This is a genomic window from Rhodococcus sp. SJ-2 (genome assembly GCF_053750035.1).
Window position 1 is genome coordinate 2,228,976 of record NZ_CM132340.1, and the last position, 14,684, is coordinate 2,243,659.

General features: G+C 63.8%; 20 protein-coding genes and 1 tRNA gene. 11 read left to right on the forward strand and 10 right to left on the reverse strand.

The features are described from left to right. Positions 1-58 precede the first annotated feature (58 nt). Entirely contained in the window at positions 59-1,423 is a 1,365-nt protein-coding gene (locus tag ACSYG9_RS10400; protein ID WP_454842356.1) for an FhaA domain-containing protein, read from the reverse strand. Between the two features lie 203 nt (positions 1,424-1,626). Between ACSYG9_RS10400 and ACSYG9_RS10405 the strand changes: the two genes are divergently transcribed. Further along, positions 1,627-1,709 (forward strand) — tRNA-Leu (locus tag ACSYG9_RS10405). Between the two features lie 233 nt (positions 1,710-1,942). Here the strand turns inward: ACSYG9_RS10405 and ACSYG9_RS10410 are convergent. After that, positions 1,943-2,440 (reverse strand): hypothetical protein, encoded by a 498-nt coding sequence (locus ACSYG9_RS10410; protein ID WP_454842358.1) that lies wholly within the window; start codon positions 2,438-2,440, stop codon positions 1,943-1,945. Positions 2,441-2,448: 8 nt separating this feature from the next. Here ACSYG9_RS10410 and ACSYG9_RS10415 point away from each other — a divergent pair, with 8 nt between their 5' ends. From ACSYG9_RS10415 to ACSYG9_RS10430, 4 genes are all read left to right on the forward strand, one after another. After that, the gene (locus ACSYG9_RS10415) at positions 2,449-2,577 is read left to right on the forward strand and encodes a hypothetical protein (RefSeq protein ID WP_454842359.1); all 129 of its coding nucleotides are present in this window, start codon (positions 2,449-2,451) and stop codon (positions 2,575-2,577) included. Positions 2,578-2,619: 42 nt separating this feature from the next. Next, positions 2,620-4,005 carry an FAD-binding protein gene (locus ACSYG9_RS10420; protein WP_454842361.1) on the forward strand — a complete coding sequence of 462 codons (1,386 nt, stop codon included), beginning with the start codon at positions 2,620-2,622 and terminating at the stop codon, positions 4,003-4,005. 139 nt (positions 4,006-4,144) lie between these two features. Continuing rightward, positions 4,145-4,579: a helix-turn-helix domain-containing protein gene (locus ACSYG9_RS10425; RefSeq protein ID WP_440127095.1), complete on the forward strand. Its 435-nt coding sequence runs from the start codon at positions 4,145-4,147 to the stop codon at positions 4,577-4,579. A 1-nt stretch (position 4,580) separates the two neighbouring features. After that, positions 4,581-5,132 carry a PIN domain-containing protein gene (locus ACSYG9_RS10430; RefSeq protein ID WP_440127096.1) on the forward strand — a complete coding sequence of 184 codons (552 nt, stop codon included), beginning with the start codon at positions 4,581-4,583 and terminating at the stop codon, positions 5,130-5,132. A gap of 125 nt (positions 5,133-5,257) precedes the next feature. On the opposite strand, the gene ACSYG9_RS10435 is transcribed toward ACSYG9_RS10430, so the two are convergent. Then, positions 5,258-6,052: a hypothetical protein gene (locus ACSYG9_RS10435; RefSeq protein WP_454842363.1), complete on the reverse strand. Its 795-nt coding sequence runs from the start codon at positions 6,050-6,052 to the stop codon at positions 5,258-5,260. 15 nt (positions 6,053-6,067) lie between these two features. On the opposite strand from ACSYG9_RS10435, the gene ACSYG9_RS10440 reads away from it, so the two are divergent. Further along, positions 6,068-6,220, forward strand: a complete 153-nt coding sequence (locus ACSYG9_RS10440) for a hypothetical protein (RefSeq protein ID WP_440127098.1) — start codon at positions 6,068-6,070, stop codon at positions 6,218-6,220. 205 nt (positions 6,221-6,425) lie between these two features. Here ACSYG9_RS10440 and ACSYG9_RS10445 read toward each other — a convergent pair whose 3' ends face one another. Beyond that, on the reverse strand, positions 6,426-6,797 hold the full coding sequence (locus tag ACSYG9_RS10445) for a hypothetical protein (RefSeq protein ID WP_440127099.1): 372 nt from the start codon (positions 6,795-6,797) through the stop codon (positions 6,426-6,428). A 113-nt stretch (positions 6,798-6,910) separates the two neighbouring features. On the opposite strand from ACSYG9_RS10445, the gene ACSYG9_RS10450 reads away from it, so the two are divergent. Continuing rightward, entirely contained in the window at positions 6,911-7,390 is a 480-nt protein-coding gene (locus ACSYG9_RS10450) for a deaminase (protein WP_440127100.1), read from the forward strand. A gap of 40 nt (positions 7,391-7,430) precedes the next feature. On the opposite strand, the gene ACSYG9_RS10455 is transcribed toward ACSYG9_RS10450, so the two are convergent. After that, positions 7,431-7,868, reverse strand: a complete 438-nt coding sequence (locus tag ACSYG9_RS10455) for a carboxymuconolactone decarboxylase family protein (protein ID WP_454842364.1) — start codon at positions 7,866-7,868, stop codon at positions 7,431-7,433. Between the two features lie 192 nt (positions 7,869-8,060). Between ACSYG9_RS10455 and ACSYG9_RS10460 the strand changes: the two genes are divergently transcribed. After that, a complete protein-coding gene (locus tag ACSYG9_RS10460; RefSeq protein WP_440127612.1) occupies positions 8,061-8,564 on the forward strand; it encodes an NAD(P)H-dependent oxidoreductase in 504 nt (167 codons plus the stop codon). An 89-nt stretch (positions 8,565-8,653) separates the two neighbouring features. Here ACSYG9_RS10460 and ACSYG9_RS10465 read toward each other — a convergent pair whose 3' ends face one another. Then, positions 8,654-9,184, reverse strand: a complete 531-nt coding sequence (locus ACSYG9_RS10465; protein ID WP_454842366.1) for a putative immunity protein — start codon at positions 9,182-9,184, stop codon at positions 8,654-8,656. A 103-nt stretch (positions 9,185-9,287) separates the two neighbouring features. Here ACSYG9_RS10465 and ACSYG9_RS10470 point away from each other — a divergent pair, with 103 nt between their 5' ends. Further along, positions 9,288-9,476, forward strand: a complete 189-nt coding sequence (locus tag ACSYG9_RS10470; RefSeq protein WP_440127103.1) for a ChaB family protein — start codon at positions 9,288-9,290, stop codon at positions 9,474-9,476. Between the two features lie 37 nt (positions 9,477-9,513). Here ACSYG9_RS10470 and ACSYG9_RS10475 read toward each other — a convergent pair whose 3' ends face one another. Further along, positions 9,514-9,990: a polyketide cyclase gene (locus tag ACSYG9_RS10475; protein ID WP_440127104.1), complete on the reverse strand. Its 477-nt coding sequence runs from the start codon at positions 9,988-9,990 to the stop codon at positions 9,514-9,516. 161 nt (positions 9,991-10,151) lie between these two features. Between ACSYG9_RS10475 and ACSYG9_RS10480 the strand changes: the two genes are divergently transcribed. Beyond that, on the forward strand, positions 10,152-10,502 hold the full coding sequence (locus tag ACSYG9_RS10480) for a hypothetical protein (RefSeq protein ID WP_440127105.1): 351 nt from the start codon (positions 10,152-10,154) through the stop codon (positions 10,500-10,502). A gap of 8 nt (positions 10,503-10,510) precedes the next feature. Here the strand turns inward: ACSYG9_RS10480 and ACSYG9_RS10485 are convergent, their stop codons facing one another. Together ACSYG9_RS10485 and ACSYG9_RS10490 are read right to left on the reverse strand one after the other, a co-directional pair. Further along, on the reverse strand, positions 10,511-11,596 hold the full coding sequence (locus tag ACSYG9_RS10485) for an alpha/beta hydrolase-fold protein (protein WP_440127106.1): 1,086 nt from the start codon (positions 11,594-11,596) through the stop codon (positions 10,511-10,513). A 114-nt stretch (positions 11,597-11,710) separates the two neighbouring features. Further along, positions 11,711-13,006, reverse strand: a complete 1,296-nt coding sequence (locus ACSYG9_RS10490) for a CNNM domain-containing protein (protein ID WP_440127107.1) — start codon at positions 13,004-13,006, stop codon at positions 11,711-11,713. Positions 13,007-13,199: 193 nt separating this feature from the next. On the opposite strand from ACSYG9_RS10490, the gene ACSYG9_RS10495 reads away from it, so the two are divergent. Continuing rightward, entirely contained in the window at positions 13,200-13,841 is a 642-nt protein-coding gene (locus ACSYG9_RS10495; protein WP_454842369.1) for a dihydrofolate reductase family protein, read from the forward strand. A gap of 10 nt (positions 13,842-13,851) precedes the next feature. Here the strand turns inward: ACSYG9_RS10495 and ACSYG9_RS10500 are convergent, their stop codons facing one another. Further along, the gene (locus ACSYG9_RS10500) at positions 13,852-14,499 is read right to left on the reverse strand and encodes a PaaI family thioesterase (protein WP_454842371.1); all 648 of its coding nucleotides are present in this window, start codon (positions 14,497-14,499) and stop codon (positions 13,852-13,854) included. Between the last annotated feature and the right edge of the window lie 185 nt (positions 14,500-14,684).

A 14,684-nucleotide genomic window follows, 5' to 3' on the forward strand; every position in this document is an offset into this window, starting at 1 on the left:
TCCGCAGCTCGTGCTGCGGATGAGATCTGTGGATCCGGTGAGCCGGTTTTTCCGCTGGTCAGAGGATACGAACGAGGATTTCCGAGTGGCCTGCGCGGATCACATCGCCATCGGCGAGCTGCCAGTCCTGAACCGAAGCACTGTTGACGGTGGTGCCGTTGGTCGAACCGAGATCGGAAAGCATCGCGACCTGCCCGTCCCAGCGGATGTCGATGTGGCGGCGGGACACACCCGTGTCGGGGAGGCGGAACTGAGCGTCCTGCCCGCGTCCGATGATGTTGCTGCCTTCGCGGAGCTGGTAGTAGCGGCCGCTGCCGTCTTCGAGCTGCAGGGTCGCGGTCAGGACACGTCCGGCCGCGGCGGGAGGCTGCTGGTAACCGCCGCCCGCGTATGACTGCTGCTGATAGCCCTGATCGGCCTGCTGGTAGCCGGGATCGGCGTAGCCCTGATCGGCGTAACCCTGCTGGCCGTACGCCTGCTGCTGGTAACCCGGGTCTGCGTAGCCCTGGTCGTATCCGGCGCCCGCTGCGTATCCCTGCTGCTGGTAGCCCTGATCGGCGTAGCCCTGATCGGCATAGCCCTGCTGGCCGTAGTCCTGGCTGTAGGCCTGCTGTCCGTAGGCCTGATCGGCCTGCTGTCCGTATGCCTGGTCCTGGCCGTACGCCTGGTCCTGTGAGTAGCCACCCTGGTCCTGCTGGTAGCCCTGGGCGCCGTATCCCTGCTGGTCGTACGCCTGCTGATAGTTCTGCTGGTCGTAGGCCGGCTGCTCGTAGCCTTGGGCGCCGTACGCGCCCTGCTGGTCGTAACCGCCCTGGTCGTCGTACCCGCCGCCCTGAGGGGCGTAACCACCGTTGTAGCCCTGTGCGTAGCGCTGATCCTGGCCGCCGTGCGCGTGACCGTTTCGTGCGTACTGTGCTTCCGCCTCGGCGGGGTCACGGCTTGGTTCGTAGCCGGGGTTCTGCGTCATGGAGCCAACTCCTGGTTCGGGGGTCACTGTTGGACGGTTCTGCGGGGTCCGCTGTGACGGGACGTGCGTCTGTGGACGCCCTGCCTCAGGGTCGACCGAGCCGCGTGTCCGGAACTGCCCGGTGTGCAGTGCCGAAGACGACTCGAATACAACCTGGATCTCACCGTATGTCTGCCATCCCTGTTCGCGAATGAAGTCCTCAAGGTGACGCGCGAACGCCTTCACAGTCAAGTCCCGATCCGCCGCCAAGGCCTCGTGATCGGAGTCGCTGATGGTGATGACGTACTTGTTCGGGGCCAGCGTGTGGCCACGATCAAGCTGCTGGACGCCGTCGGTGGCCTCTTGCTGGAGGGCAGCTTCGACTTCTTGGGGGACGACGCCACCACCGAAGACGCGGGCGAACGCGTCGCCGATTGCTGCCTGCAGCTTTCGCTCGAAGCGTTGGGCGATACCCATGACGACCCCCTTTCCGGTCCAGCGTGTCGTGGGTGCAGATCTCGCTACTGCATGGTATCCATTTTTGCTCGGATTCGACCGGGCGGATTACTCCGCGTGTTCAACCTGACATGTCGAGGTACGGGGCCGGAGCCCGAAAAGCTGCTCTGACCTCGCGAATCGGTGATTCGGTAGGCGCTGTGTTACTGTTTTCTGCGTTGCTCGGGCGAGTGGCGGAATGGCAGACGCGCTGGCTTCAGGTGCCAGTGTCCTTCGGGACGTGGGGGTTCAAGTCCCCCTTCGCCCACAGTGAGCAGTTCCACGAACTGCGACGAACGAGGTCACGAACTCGAAAGAGATCGTGACCTCGTTTTTTGTTGGCAAGTAGTCCGGGGATTGACGCGTTACGGGCTGCGGGAAATGCGGTGTGTTCCGCACCCTGTCCTCGAGAAGACTCCCGTGCTGGCGTACCTGCGACGCACGACTGCTCGCCGATAACGAGTCACGGCGGATGGAGAAGTGGAACCTCGAACCCGGCAGCTACTCTGCAACAAAAGTTTCGTAGTCTACTGCTGATATGAGCTGAGCTTGCCAGCCTGTCTGGCGGTCGAAGCGAAGCAGCAGTTCGTTGACAAGGACCCACAGAACGTCGATCTCTTCAGGCAGGTCAGGCGGAATCGTGGGTCTGAAGTCGAGACCTCGTTCGGCAGCCCAGCGTGTCGCCGGCATCCTCAACGCGTCGATTACGAGGAATCCGTGCCTCTCCCCTTGCTCACCGGCGAGCGACTCCCGCAGATTCCTGCCCCTAATCGTCATCCACTGATTCAGCGTCTCAACCATCAGATCCGGATCGACGGAGTGCTGGTGCTCCATCCCCAAACCGGCTAGCATGACGCCCCTCCCGAAACCAGGCGGACCCGAGATGGGGTCCATTCTGCTGCAATGACCGCCACAAACTAGGCGATAGATCGCGCTACTCGCATCCTTAGTCCTGGGATCGGACTTGAAGTAGTTATCGATGCCGTATGTCTCGAGCATTTTCAGATGTGGCAACAGTTGCAGCCGTGTACGAGCTGCCCAAGCCCATCTGGATAGACCTCGACGTGCTGGGCGGACGGTTTGAAACGTTCATCGGACCACTGCCTGCCACGATCGTCACGATCTGCCAAGCCTGAGCCCAGTGGTGGTGCAGCGTGGTGTGGTTATCGTGGGCCCGGGTGACCGTGACGACCGAGTTCAGAACCGAACGGCGTTCCCTGTACGGGTGGGGTAGGCGTGCCGCGACACCAGCAGACGTACTCTCGACCCCCGACCTCGACGTGATCACCCAGGCCGTACGTAGGGCAGGCCCACGCGGGGTCATCGCCCGCGGCCTCGGGCGCAGTTACGGCGACCCCGCCCAGAACGCTGGCGGCCTCGTGGTGGACATGACCGCCCTCGACCGCATCCACGGCATCGACCCCGACTCGGGAATCGTTGATCTCGAGGCTGGAGTCAGTCTTGACACCCTGATGCGAGCCGTTCTCCCACACGGCCTGTGGGTCCCGGTGCTGCCTGGCACGAGACAAGTCACGATCGGCGGTGCCATCGGAGCCGACATACACGGCAAGAACCACCACTCGCACGGCAGCTTCGGCAACCACGTCGAATCCCTCGATCTGCTCACCGCCGACGGGTCCATCCGCACGCTGACGCCCACCGGTGAAGACGGGGATCTGTTCTGGGCCACGGTCGGCGGGATGGGTTTGACCGGCATCGTCGTGCGGGCACGTGTACGGATGAAGCATACAGAGACCGCGTATTTCATCGCCGACCACGATCGCACCGCGACCCTCGACGAGACGATGGAATTGCTGACCGGCGGATCCGACGAGGGCTACGACTACTCGATGTCGGTTCCCGACACGATCTCCACCGGCCGGAAGCTGGGCCGGGCGGGCTTTACCCGCGGGTCGCTGGCAACGCTAGACCAACTGCCGCCGAAGCTTCGCCGGGATCCGTTGCGGTTCAACGCCCCCCAACTATTAACCGTCCGGGATATCTTCCCGAGCGGCATGGTCAACCGGGTAACGACGAGGATCGCGGCCGAAGCCGCGTACCGGATGTACCCGAAGCACGGCCGGGGCACAATCCAGAATCTGACGCAGTTCTATCACCCGCTGGATCTGCTCGGAGAATGGAACCGGGCGTACGGCCCGGGAGGGTTCCTCCAGTACCAGTTCTCGGTCCCGTTCGGCGCCGAACAGCCGTTCGCGGACGTCATCCGCCTGATCGCCGAGTCAGGGCACCGGTCGTTTCTCAACGTGTTCAAGCGCATGGGTGAAGGCAATCCGGCCCCGTTGTCGTGGCCAGAGCCGGGCTACATGCTCAGCCTCGACTTCCCGATCCGCGAGGGCCTGGGCAGGTTCTGCGACGAACTCGACGAACGGGTCCTTGATCTCGGCGGCCGTCTCTACTTCGCGAAGGACTCACGCAGCACCCCGGATCGCATTGCGCGGATGTACCCGCGGCTCGATGAATGGCGGACGACCAGGGATCGTATCGACCCCGAGCGCGTGTTCGTCTCCGACCAGGCACGCCGACTCCGCCTGGTCTCCTGTTAGGCGATCGTCAAACAGCACACTCAGGAATCCGCCACAGCGAGCCAGGCCGACTTCCGCCGGGGCGGACTCGCGAGTCGAAGATTGCCCACCTTTGCGTTTATTTCACTTGCTGCGTATATTTCATTTGGAGGAGGTGTGCATGTCCGCGATCGAACATCCCAGTGCCGTGGAGCAGGAACAGGCACGACAGGCGCTCAATGCCCTGCGGGACATCAAACCTGGTCCCGGCACGCTTGACGTCACCGTCGCCGGGACAACAGAGTCCGTTCACCTGCCGAGTGCGGCTCTGGAATTGATAAAAGACGTCTTGGCGAACATGGCGGCCGGCCAGGGCGTGACCGTGGTTCCTGCGCATGCGGAGCTGACCACCCAGCAGGCCGCCGAGCTGCTCAACGTCTCACGCCCGCACGTGATCAAGCTCCTCGACCAGGGCCTTATCCGGTATCGACTGGTGGGCCGGCATCGCCGGATCCTGGCGTCGTCGCTTCTCGAGTACCGGCGTACCCAGCAGCGCGACGCGCGTGGGGCTGCGGACGAGCTGGCCGTGCTGTCCGAGGACCTCGGACTGTACTGACGTGACCTTCACCGTGCTCTACGACGCGAATGTGCTGTACCCGAACGTGCTTCGCGACGTGCTGATTCGCCTGGCCCAGACCGGACTGGTGCACGCCAGGTGGACCGACCGGATTCTCGACGAGACGTTCCGCAATCTCGCCGCCGACCGACCGGACATCCCTGCCGACACCTTGGCCAGGCTGCGGGAGCTGATGAACCGAGCGGTGCCGGACTGCGTGGTCACCGGGTACGAGACACTCATCCCGGCGCTGACGCTGCCCGACGAGGACGACCGGCATGTACTCGCCGCGGCGATCCGCTGCGGCGCGCAGGTAATCGTCACCGCGAACCTGCGCGACTTCCCCGATACCGAACTTTCCCAGTTCGGCATGGAAGCTCTGCACCCCGATGAGTTCGTCATGGATCTGTTCACGCTCGACGGTGCGCGGGTGCACCAGGCGATCAGCGCGACTGCCGCGGCGTGGCGCAACCCGCCCAGCACCCCCGCCGACGTATGCGACCGTCTCGCAGCAGCGGGCCTGCCGATCTCCGCAGCTGCGTTGCGCCGCTGAGACCCACGATGCGCGCCCACGAGCACGATGGTTCCACGGCAAGATCTGGTGGAGGGTGAGCCGTCGACATTGTGTTTCTCCTAGGGGCACCGTCGACGCATTCCGGCGTGTGAGGATCGATGGACTCACACGCTGTGCAACTGGCGGGTGGCGGCTGCGTACTTGTTGCTCAGGTCCTTGTGGACCTCGGCGATGTACTCGAGCGACCTCTGGGTTGGATTGACCGCTCGTTCGCTCGTGTGAAATGTCGGGTACGACGAGATGCCTGCCATGCACGCCGGGTCGATTTCCTTGAGGACACACCAAATACGCTTGGCAACAGTGCCGTTGAGGATCACAACCTCGAGGTTCGGGATCAGCAGGAGGAATCCGCGCAGCGTCTCGGCTGCCTCACGGTCCGATCGGTCGGTCTGGGGGTGCGGCTTCGGCCACGGGTAGGCATTCCACGACACGATCTCCGAAATGTGGATGCCGGCTTCATCCAAGAAGAACTTCTGCCGAGCGGCCGTGAGGTCGACGTTCTCCAGGCAGATCATGCCGGATCCGTCGATATTGGTCGGGTCGGTCTTCGGGCCCGGGTCCTGCATGAGCGTGAGCAACCGCGCGTCGACGCCACCGTAGGTCGGCGCGATATACGGAATGGACACGCGACGCTCGGCCCGCAACGTGTCGACGTACTCGTTGATCGGCCGGACGCTCGGGTCGTACCGCCTCCTGTACAGATCGTTGCGATAGGCGTTATCGCGACACCGCTGCTTGGCAAGTGCTTCCTCGGATGTTGCGGCGGTCGGTACTGTCCACCTCTTCTTGGGAGGGGCGGGCGAATCGGCTTCCGGATTGATCTCAGCGCGAGGACCGGGGTGGCTGCGGAAACCACACGCGGGAGTATCCTGCGGTGATGCGTCGGCTTCGTCGTACATCGGTGAAGTGGAGCCGTGGCGCTGATCTCGGTGGCCACAGCTGGTCGGGCGGCGCCGCTCATCGCCGCCGATGACGAAAAAGTCCGCCGCGTAGTGGAAACCCTTCCTCAATGCATCAGCGAGTTGGCGCAGATCGCTGAACAACTCAAACAGCAGATCCTGATGTGAGGTCAGAAGCGTTGGCCGAGATGGTCTATCGGGATATGACGACCGGGTAGCGGTGAGGAAGTGTCTCCGCACTGGGAGATGCCATGCGGCGGCACGAAGATGTATGTGCCGAAAAGCGCACTCCTGATCTGCCAACGGCCGGATGTTCGACCGAGTCATCGCCAGTCGCGTCACCCGCCTGCTGGCGCGAAAGATCTTCCGGCGGTCACGCGCCCGCGCGCTCGGCGAGGCTCAGGCCGACCATCAGTACCACCGTGATCGTCGTGGCACCGAGGAGCGGCCACACCCACATGCGTGTTCGTCGTCGCGCGGCAAGGACGATACCCGCGACAGTGCCGATGCAGGCCACAGCGATTCCTCCCCACGTGACTGCGAATGCGGCGGTGAGGTAACCCTCCTGGCAACCGTCGGGGCCGCACGAATCCATCCCCATCGGGAAGAGCAGAGACACGAAGAATGCGACGGCCGCGAAAACTATGGTCACGATGACGAACAGAACGGTCACGGCGGTATCGATCGTGGCGGGAGCGGAGCTGTGCGGGTCTTCGCCGCCGCGGCTGTGGCTCATCGAGGTCATATGTTCATTGTCGGTGCTGTCGACGCGATGTCCTGAGTGGTTCTACCCGAGTATCCCAGTGGCATCTACGGTGGTCCTCGGGCACCATCGAGTGCGACGAAGGGGTAACTACAGTGGTGAACGACGCTGATCTTGCACACCTGCATCGATGCATCGAACTCGCTGAGGAAGCACTGATGGCCGGCGACGAGCCATTCGGATCCGTACTTGTCGGCGCGGATGGTCGAGTCCTGGCGGAAGATCGCAACCGAGTCGCCGACGGCGACCGCACTCGGCATCCTGAATTCGCACTTGCCAGGTGGGCGGCGGAGAACATGACGCCCGACAGTCGTGCGGGCGCAACCGTATACACCTCGGGAGAACACTGCCCGATGTGCGCAGCTGCGCACGGGTGGGTCGGTCTCGGCAGAATCGTCTACGTCGCATCGTCCCGGCAGCTCACCGGGTGGCTCGAGGACATGGGCGTTCCTGCGGCGCCGGTGCAGCCCCTGTCGATCCACGAGGTTGCGCCCGGCGTCATCGTCGAGGGTCCGGCACCGGAACTGGAGGACGCGATCCGTCGGTTGCATCGCCGATGCCACCTCGGTGAGTGAAAAGTGTGGTGAAGCTCGGGAATCGTCTGCGCTGCAGACATCAGGGCGCCACGGGGTAGTGGCTGGTGATCGCCACCCGATTCCACGCGTTCATCACGATCGCGAGCCAGCTCACCGCTGACGCCTGTTCGGCGCTCAACGATCCGTCGTCCCAGGCGTCCGTCTCCGGAACGGGCAGCCGGGTGACCTGCTCGGCGAGGGCGAGCGCGGCCCGCTCCTGAGCTGTGAAGTACTGAGACTCCCACCAGGCCGCGACCACGGCCAGCCGGTCGCTCGTCTCACCCTTGTCGAGCGCGTCGCGCGTGTGCATCCGTAAGCAGAATGCGCAACCGTTGATCTGCGATATTCGGATCTTGACCAGTTCGGCCAGGAGCGGATCCAGACCCGCGTTTTTCACTGCGGTTTCGGCCTGCTCATTGAGACTCGCCAGTTGCTCGTACGCAGCCGGATGTTGCTTGCTGAGGTTCACGTCGCTCATCTGTCGCCCTCGTGTTCGTGCTGTGCTGAGAATGCGCCGGGACTGCGCTGACAAACTAGCCGAATCGCCGGTGTGCTGTGGGCCGATTTGTATTCGAGGCGAATGAAAACGTTCCGGGGAGCACGGTGGAAGTGGAGGATGGCGGGTGCCCTCGTCTCCCGAAGGTGGCGTCCGAAGGATTGGAAGGTGAACATGTCGATCGTCGTCGTTGCGGGTAATCCCAAGCCCGGCTCCCGAACTCTCGATGCCGGAGTTCGGCTCGCTACCGCACTGACCGGCCGGGAACCCGACCACGTGATCGACGTGATCAGCCTCGGTGCAGGTCTTCTCGGGTGGGGTGACGAGGACGTCGCCGCCGCTGTGTCGACTGTCTCCGAGGCCGCTCTGGTGGTGTTCGCCAGTCCGACGTTCAAGGCAACCTACACCGGTGTGCTGAAACTGTTCCTCGATCAATTCGCCACCGGCGACGGATTGCGCGATGTCGTCGCGGTGCCGCTCATGCTGGGCGCAGGCCCGGCGCATGCACTGGCGCCAGACCTGCTGCTCAAGCCGGTACTGGTGGAACTGGGTGCGACGACACCGGCGCCAGGGCTGTATCTCCTCGACTCGACCTATACGACGGACAACTCCATCGCCGAGTACGCCGGACGCTGGTCGCCGGCGGTGACTGCGGCAGTCCGCACGGAGGCGTCTTGAACGCACTTCGACCACTTGGTCGCGTTTGTCCGTTCTTCCACACCTGGGGATAAGTGTGTTGAGCGATGTGCACGACGATCCGCGCTGCTTCAGCGCAATGCGACGTCCAGAACGGCCATGAGTTGTGCAGCACGGCTTCTGCCTGTCGGTGCCGCTGGATACCGGCACAGGACGTCGATCAACACCGGAGTTGCTCGCATGCGCGCTCTCTCGATCATCTCGTGTCCGACGGCCGGGTCGTCGCCGGCCTCGATCTCTGCGATACGTGCCGCATTGGCTGCCGCCCGAAGGATGTGCCCGACCTGGTGGGCTTTCGCGATGGGATGCAGATAGGCCGCGGCGGCGGCGTCGCCTGCGGCTTGTGCGGCCAGTCGCGCGACCTCGGTGGGAGCGTCCGCGGCTGCGCGATGCGCATCCATCGAGGTGATGCGCTGAAGTTTGGTTCGGCGCGCACCGCCGATGAACTCCCAGGCAGCGTCCAAGGCAGCGCGAGGTCGAGGATCGCTGGGCTTGACGGCCTCGAACCGGGGGAGCACCTCCTGGGCGGACTCGGCGACGTAGCGAGCAACCACACGCAATTCATCGTGTGTCAGTTCGAAGTCGCCTGTCACCGACGTCATGGCTCGGCCCTCCCTCGTCGAACTCGCCCGATCGGCACCGCGCCGGCGCCGGCCGACCCACAATGGGTGACAGCATGTCCGTCGTCGACGAAGGGATGTCCCAGTGGATCGATACGAACTCCCGCAAACGGTCCGCCGATCGTCGAAGGAGGTGCAGGAACTGTACGGTACTGCCTACGAAGCAGCGGTCAAGCGGGTCGGGGAGGGCGAGGAGGCCGAGCGCGCAGCCTACGGGGCGGTCAAGGAGAAGTACGACCTCGAGAACGACCATTGGGTACCGAAGCAGGATTGATATTCGACAGCGCCCTCAGCGAGGATGAATGACCCGATCAGCGCGGATATCCGCGGCGTACCGTGCGCGCGAGGATACCGAGGGTTGCTTTCAGGGATCCTTCGGCGATGACGGGGAAGATTCCCGCCTCACGCCATTTCGGGTCGATATCGGACCAGTCGTAGTACGAGGTCACGAGAGAGCCGCCTTCGGCCGGTTCGATGCGGTACCCGTAGATGTGCCCGATCTGCGGGCGAATGGTCCCCAGGATGGTCCAGGCGATTTCACGGTCCGGAACGAAAGTCTCGATATTCACTGTCACGTCGTATTCGCCCATCGGAAAGTCGCCGAGAGCTTCCCGATCCATGTGCACGACAAAACTGTCGCCGACGGCCCGCACGACGTCGCCTTCTGCATCCATCAACATTCCGGAACCATCGATGGCAACGTGTCCCTGGGGATCACAGAGCACCGAGAATATCGACGCGGGATCGGCTTTGATGGTGCGCTGTACTTCAATCCGCTCATTGGTCACTCGAGGATGTTGTCAGATCGACGACGAATGTGCACCTGTCTACGTCACAGTGGCTTCACGCTGCTGGACGTACAGACTGTCGACGAATCGAATGAAGCCGATGTGGCAATGGAACGCACTGCGATCAACGGACACCTGCCGATGCCGATACGGTGAGGTGTATGAGCGCTGTTCCGAGCCACTGGATTCCGCACCGCCGCGAGGACGGTGAAGTCATCGGCTGGATCGACCTGGAGTCACAGGAGCCGGAGATGATTCCCATCGACCGCCTGGGCCGACCCCTCGAGCCGGTCTCCGACTGGACGATGGCCGAGGAAGTGCTCGAAGACCGTGGTCTTCGATTCCTCATGAACCGGTTCCATTACGACGGTCATACGGTGCGGATCAGGCACCTCTACGACGACCGTGTGATCGTCACGACCGCGGTATCCGATGCTGTCGGTGATGTCGGGCAGGAGTTCACACTGCCTTTCCCGGTGGGCACGGACCTCAGTGAGATCCGAACGCGCTGATCGGACGGTCACTGTGCCGGTGGCAGACCCAGCGCATCGGCGAGCAGCGGCCACGACTGATGGAAAGCGTCCTGCCAGTACCCCCAAGAATGGGTACCTCGAGGCTGCAGGTCGAACGTCGCGGGAATGTCGAGTTCGTTCAAGCGGTTCTGCAGGTTCGTCGTGCACCAATGCACGGCCGCCTCGATCACACCGCCGACCACGACCTGGTTCGCCAGCGCAAGCGCCTGATCCTCGACACTCGCATCCGGTTCCACGACCGTGAACTCATTGCCGAGGGTTTCGTGCGGGCCGGGCAGGCCGGTGGCGTCGGAGATGAACAGCTTGGTTCCGCGCAGACCCTCGGCGTTGACCACCGGATCGTTCTCCACCCATGCCGGATCGTCGTCTTCGCCGTACATGTTGCGCACGTCGCCGCCGCCCCATGTCTCGACGACGAGTTTGACGAACTCCTTGCCGATGGGGTCCGACGTTTGTGCGCATCCGCTGTAACCCGCTGCTGCGGAGTAGAAGCCCGGTTTGGCGATCGCGTACTGCAACACGGCGGTGGCAGTCATCGAATTCGCGGCAATGGCCTGTACGCCGTTGGTACCCAGCGCGGCATCGATCAGCGGAGGAAGCTCGTCGAGGAAGAACGTCTGCCACTTGTTGAGACCGAGATTGGGATCTTCCCGTTTCCAATCGGTGTAATACGAGAACGCGCCGCCGATGGGCATGACCACGTTGACATCTTGTGTTTCCAGAAAATCGCCGACGTCGGTATTGGCCCACCATGTCGCAGCATCGGTACCGCCACCGGCGCCGTTGACGAGATACAGCACGGGCCGGGCCTGGGAGGCGTCCCGTGGTCGCTGGACCCGGACCGGGATGTTCTTGTCCATCGCCGCGGAATAGACCTGCAGTGTCAGATGCTGTCCGTCGATTTCGCTCGAGACGATCCGGGATCCGTCCGGCGACACCGGGTCGGCAAGCAACGCTTGCGCCGTGACGATCGGGTCGGTGGCGTCGCGGTCCTGTGCGAACGAGATGCCACTACCTGCGGTTGCGGCCAGGAACGTTGCAATGGCTGCTGCAACGACGGCGGTCCTGAGCATCGCGGTCCTCTCGCTGGTGCCGGCGGGCACGCGAGGAGCCCGAGGATCGATATGCAGCCATGATGCACCACGCACCGTGCTCTCGCGGGTCGACCGAACGCATCCGGCGCTTCGTCAGTGGCGCCGCGTCAGGTGCAAGCGGACGACCCTGCGGCCGTCGAGTTCGCTGACGGTCAGACGGTGGCCGTCGACAGTGAGGCTCTCCCCGAGGCGGGGAAGGTGTTGCAGGCGATCCAGAACGAAACCGGCCACGGTCTCGTAGGGCCCATCGGGCAGGGTGATTGCGGTATCGCGGGCGAAGTCGTCGATGTGCAGCTGGCCGTCGATTTCCTGATGCAACGGTGGTTGCCGAGCAGGAGCTTCGGCCGAATCCGGGTCGTCGGTGGGGTCGAATTCGTCGCCGATCTCACCGACGATCTCTTCGACGATGTCCTCGATAGTGACGATTCCCGCGGTGCCACCGTACTCGTCGACGACAAGTGTGAGCTGAGCATTGTCGCGCCGCATCATCGTCAACGCTGCCAAGGCCGGTATGGAGCCGGGCAAAGCCAGGATCGGCCGGCAGAGGTCACCGACGGTACCGGAGTGCGTGTCCGCGTCGGCGAGCATGAGATCACGCATGTGAACGAAGCCGATCACATCGTCGACCGTGTCGGCAGTGACAGGAAAACGACTGTGCGCCTTGTCCAGGGCGAAATTGCGGGCCTCGAGGATCGGGGTGCGGGCAGAGAGGAAGTCCACGTCGGTACGTGGACGCATCACCTCGGTCAACCGGCGTGACCCCACGTCGAAGACCTCCCGGAGCACACTGCGTTCGTCTTCGGGCAGTGCTTCGTGCCCGACCAGGAGTTCGCGGAGTTCTTCGCGGGTGACGTCCTCGTTCTTGCGGGACGGATCGCCGCCGAGCACGCGCACCAAGGCGTCGGTGGACACCGACAGCAACCAGATGACCGGACGCATCACGGTCGCGAATCGATCAAGGGTGGGGGCAGCGGCCAGTGCCGTTCCGGTGGCGCGTTGCAGGGCGATGCGCTTGGGAACCAGTTCGCCCAGCACCAGCGACAGGTAGGAGATGACCAAGGTGGTACCGATCAGGGCAACGGCGTTCGCCGCGGTGTCGGACAGCCCCCAGTGCTGCAAGGCCGGGGCGAGATCGGGAGCGAGAGTGGAGGCGCCATAGGCAGCCGAGAAGAAGCCTGCGACGGTGACACCGATCTGAACTGCGGCGAGGAACCGGTTGGGGTCGCGAGCGAGGGCGGCGGTGCGCTCGCCGCGTCCGCCGCGCCGGGCCAACTCACGCAGCTGGCTCTCGCGCAGCGACACCAACGCGATTTCGGTGGCAGCGAATACGCCGCCGATCAGCACGAATATCAGAACCAAGGCAAAGTTTGCGGCGATGTTGGAGGTCATGCAGACCGCTTCCGGCCGGGGCGGAAGTAGGCAGGTCCGGGTGCGTCGTCCATGTCCGTCTCTCCTTGCCGGTGGTCCCAGTGTAGGAAAATCACGGTTCAGGGGGCCGCGTTCGACGCAGTAGTGCGATGAGTTTTTCGGACGCCGGAGGTCTCACCTGTCACGACTATCGGAAGAGAAGACGGAGATCACGGTGAGCCAGCTGCTGAGAGTTCAGAATTTCGGCGTGTCCAGCGACGGTATCGCTGCGGGCGAGAACCAGAGTTTCGAGAATCCGTTCGGCCTCGACCACGGTGACATGTTCGCGTGGGCCGGCGCCACAGCGAGCTGGCCCAACCGCACGGACCCCGGTGGAAGCCGCGGTCTCGACGACTACTTCACACGCGACTTCACGCACAACATCGGGGCCGAGATAATGGGCCGCAACAAGTTCGGTCCGCAACGTGGCCCCTGGACCGACCACGAATGGCTCGGATGGTGGGGCGACGAGCCTCCGTTCCACACGCCGGTGTTCGTCATGACCCATCATGTGCGCCCGTCGTTCACGCTCGGCGACACCACGTTCCACTTCGTGAACAGCGACCCGGCAACCGTCCTCGAGCAGGCACGCGAGGCCGCACAAGGGAAGGATGTGCGCCTCGGCGGTGGCGTCACCACGATCAAAGAGTTCCTCGACGCCGATCTGGTCGACACCATGCATGTAGCCGTGTCGCCCGTGAAGTACGGACGAGGTCTCCGGCTCTGGGAATCACCCGACGAGTTGCGCGACAGGTTCCACCTGGACGTCGTACCCAGTGCGAGCGGTGTCACTCACCACGTGTTCTGGCGGAAATGATGCGGACGAATCACTCCGCGCGGGGGCGCGCGAGATACCCGGCGATGAAAAGCCCTTCGGCCGACACACAGACCTCCCCGTCGGACGTGCTGATCTCGCCGATCGTATGGATTTTCTGGCCGTCGCGCGACACCTGACGGGCAGCGACCGTCAGCGGTTCGAACAATGGCGCCACGCGGTGGTACCGGACCGTGAGCTGCGCTGTCATGCCACGCTCGCCCGCGAAGTCGTTCGCGTTACCGAGAGCGTGATCGAGTAGGAGCGCAGACACACCGCCGTGCACCTTTGCCGGTGGCCCCTGGTACGGCAGGTCGAGCGTGGTTTCGCCGCGGATCGATCCGTCGTCGTATCCCCGGAACTGCAGCGGCGGTGCGATCGGATTGTCGACGCCGGTGACAGGACTGTGGCGCGTCGGTCCGTTTCCCTCCCACATTTCGACCAATCGCGTGTCGAGGTCGGGGGAGTGCTCGTCGAGCGTGTCCGCGATCTCGTGCAGCGTGTCGCGGATGCGGGCGAGGTGTGGGTTGTCGCGTCCGGTGCGCAACACCGCCGCCATGAGACGTCGCGTTGCATCCGCGACCTCCTCGATCACATGGCCTGTGGGTGGGGCGCAGGTCGCGACACCTTCGTTGGTCTCTGCCGAGGCAGTCGATGCCATGGTCACCCCTTCTCCACAATCCCTGCGCTGTACGAGGACCGACGGTAGGTCCTGACCGCAACGGTCGCCGGGCAACTTCCGCTGATCGGGAGCGGAAGCATTCGCACTGACCGCGACGGTTGTCCGGAGTGCCGAACTGGCGCGAACCGCAACCTGAAACCGCACGGTGCGCGCACCATTGTTCT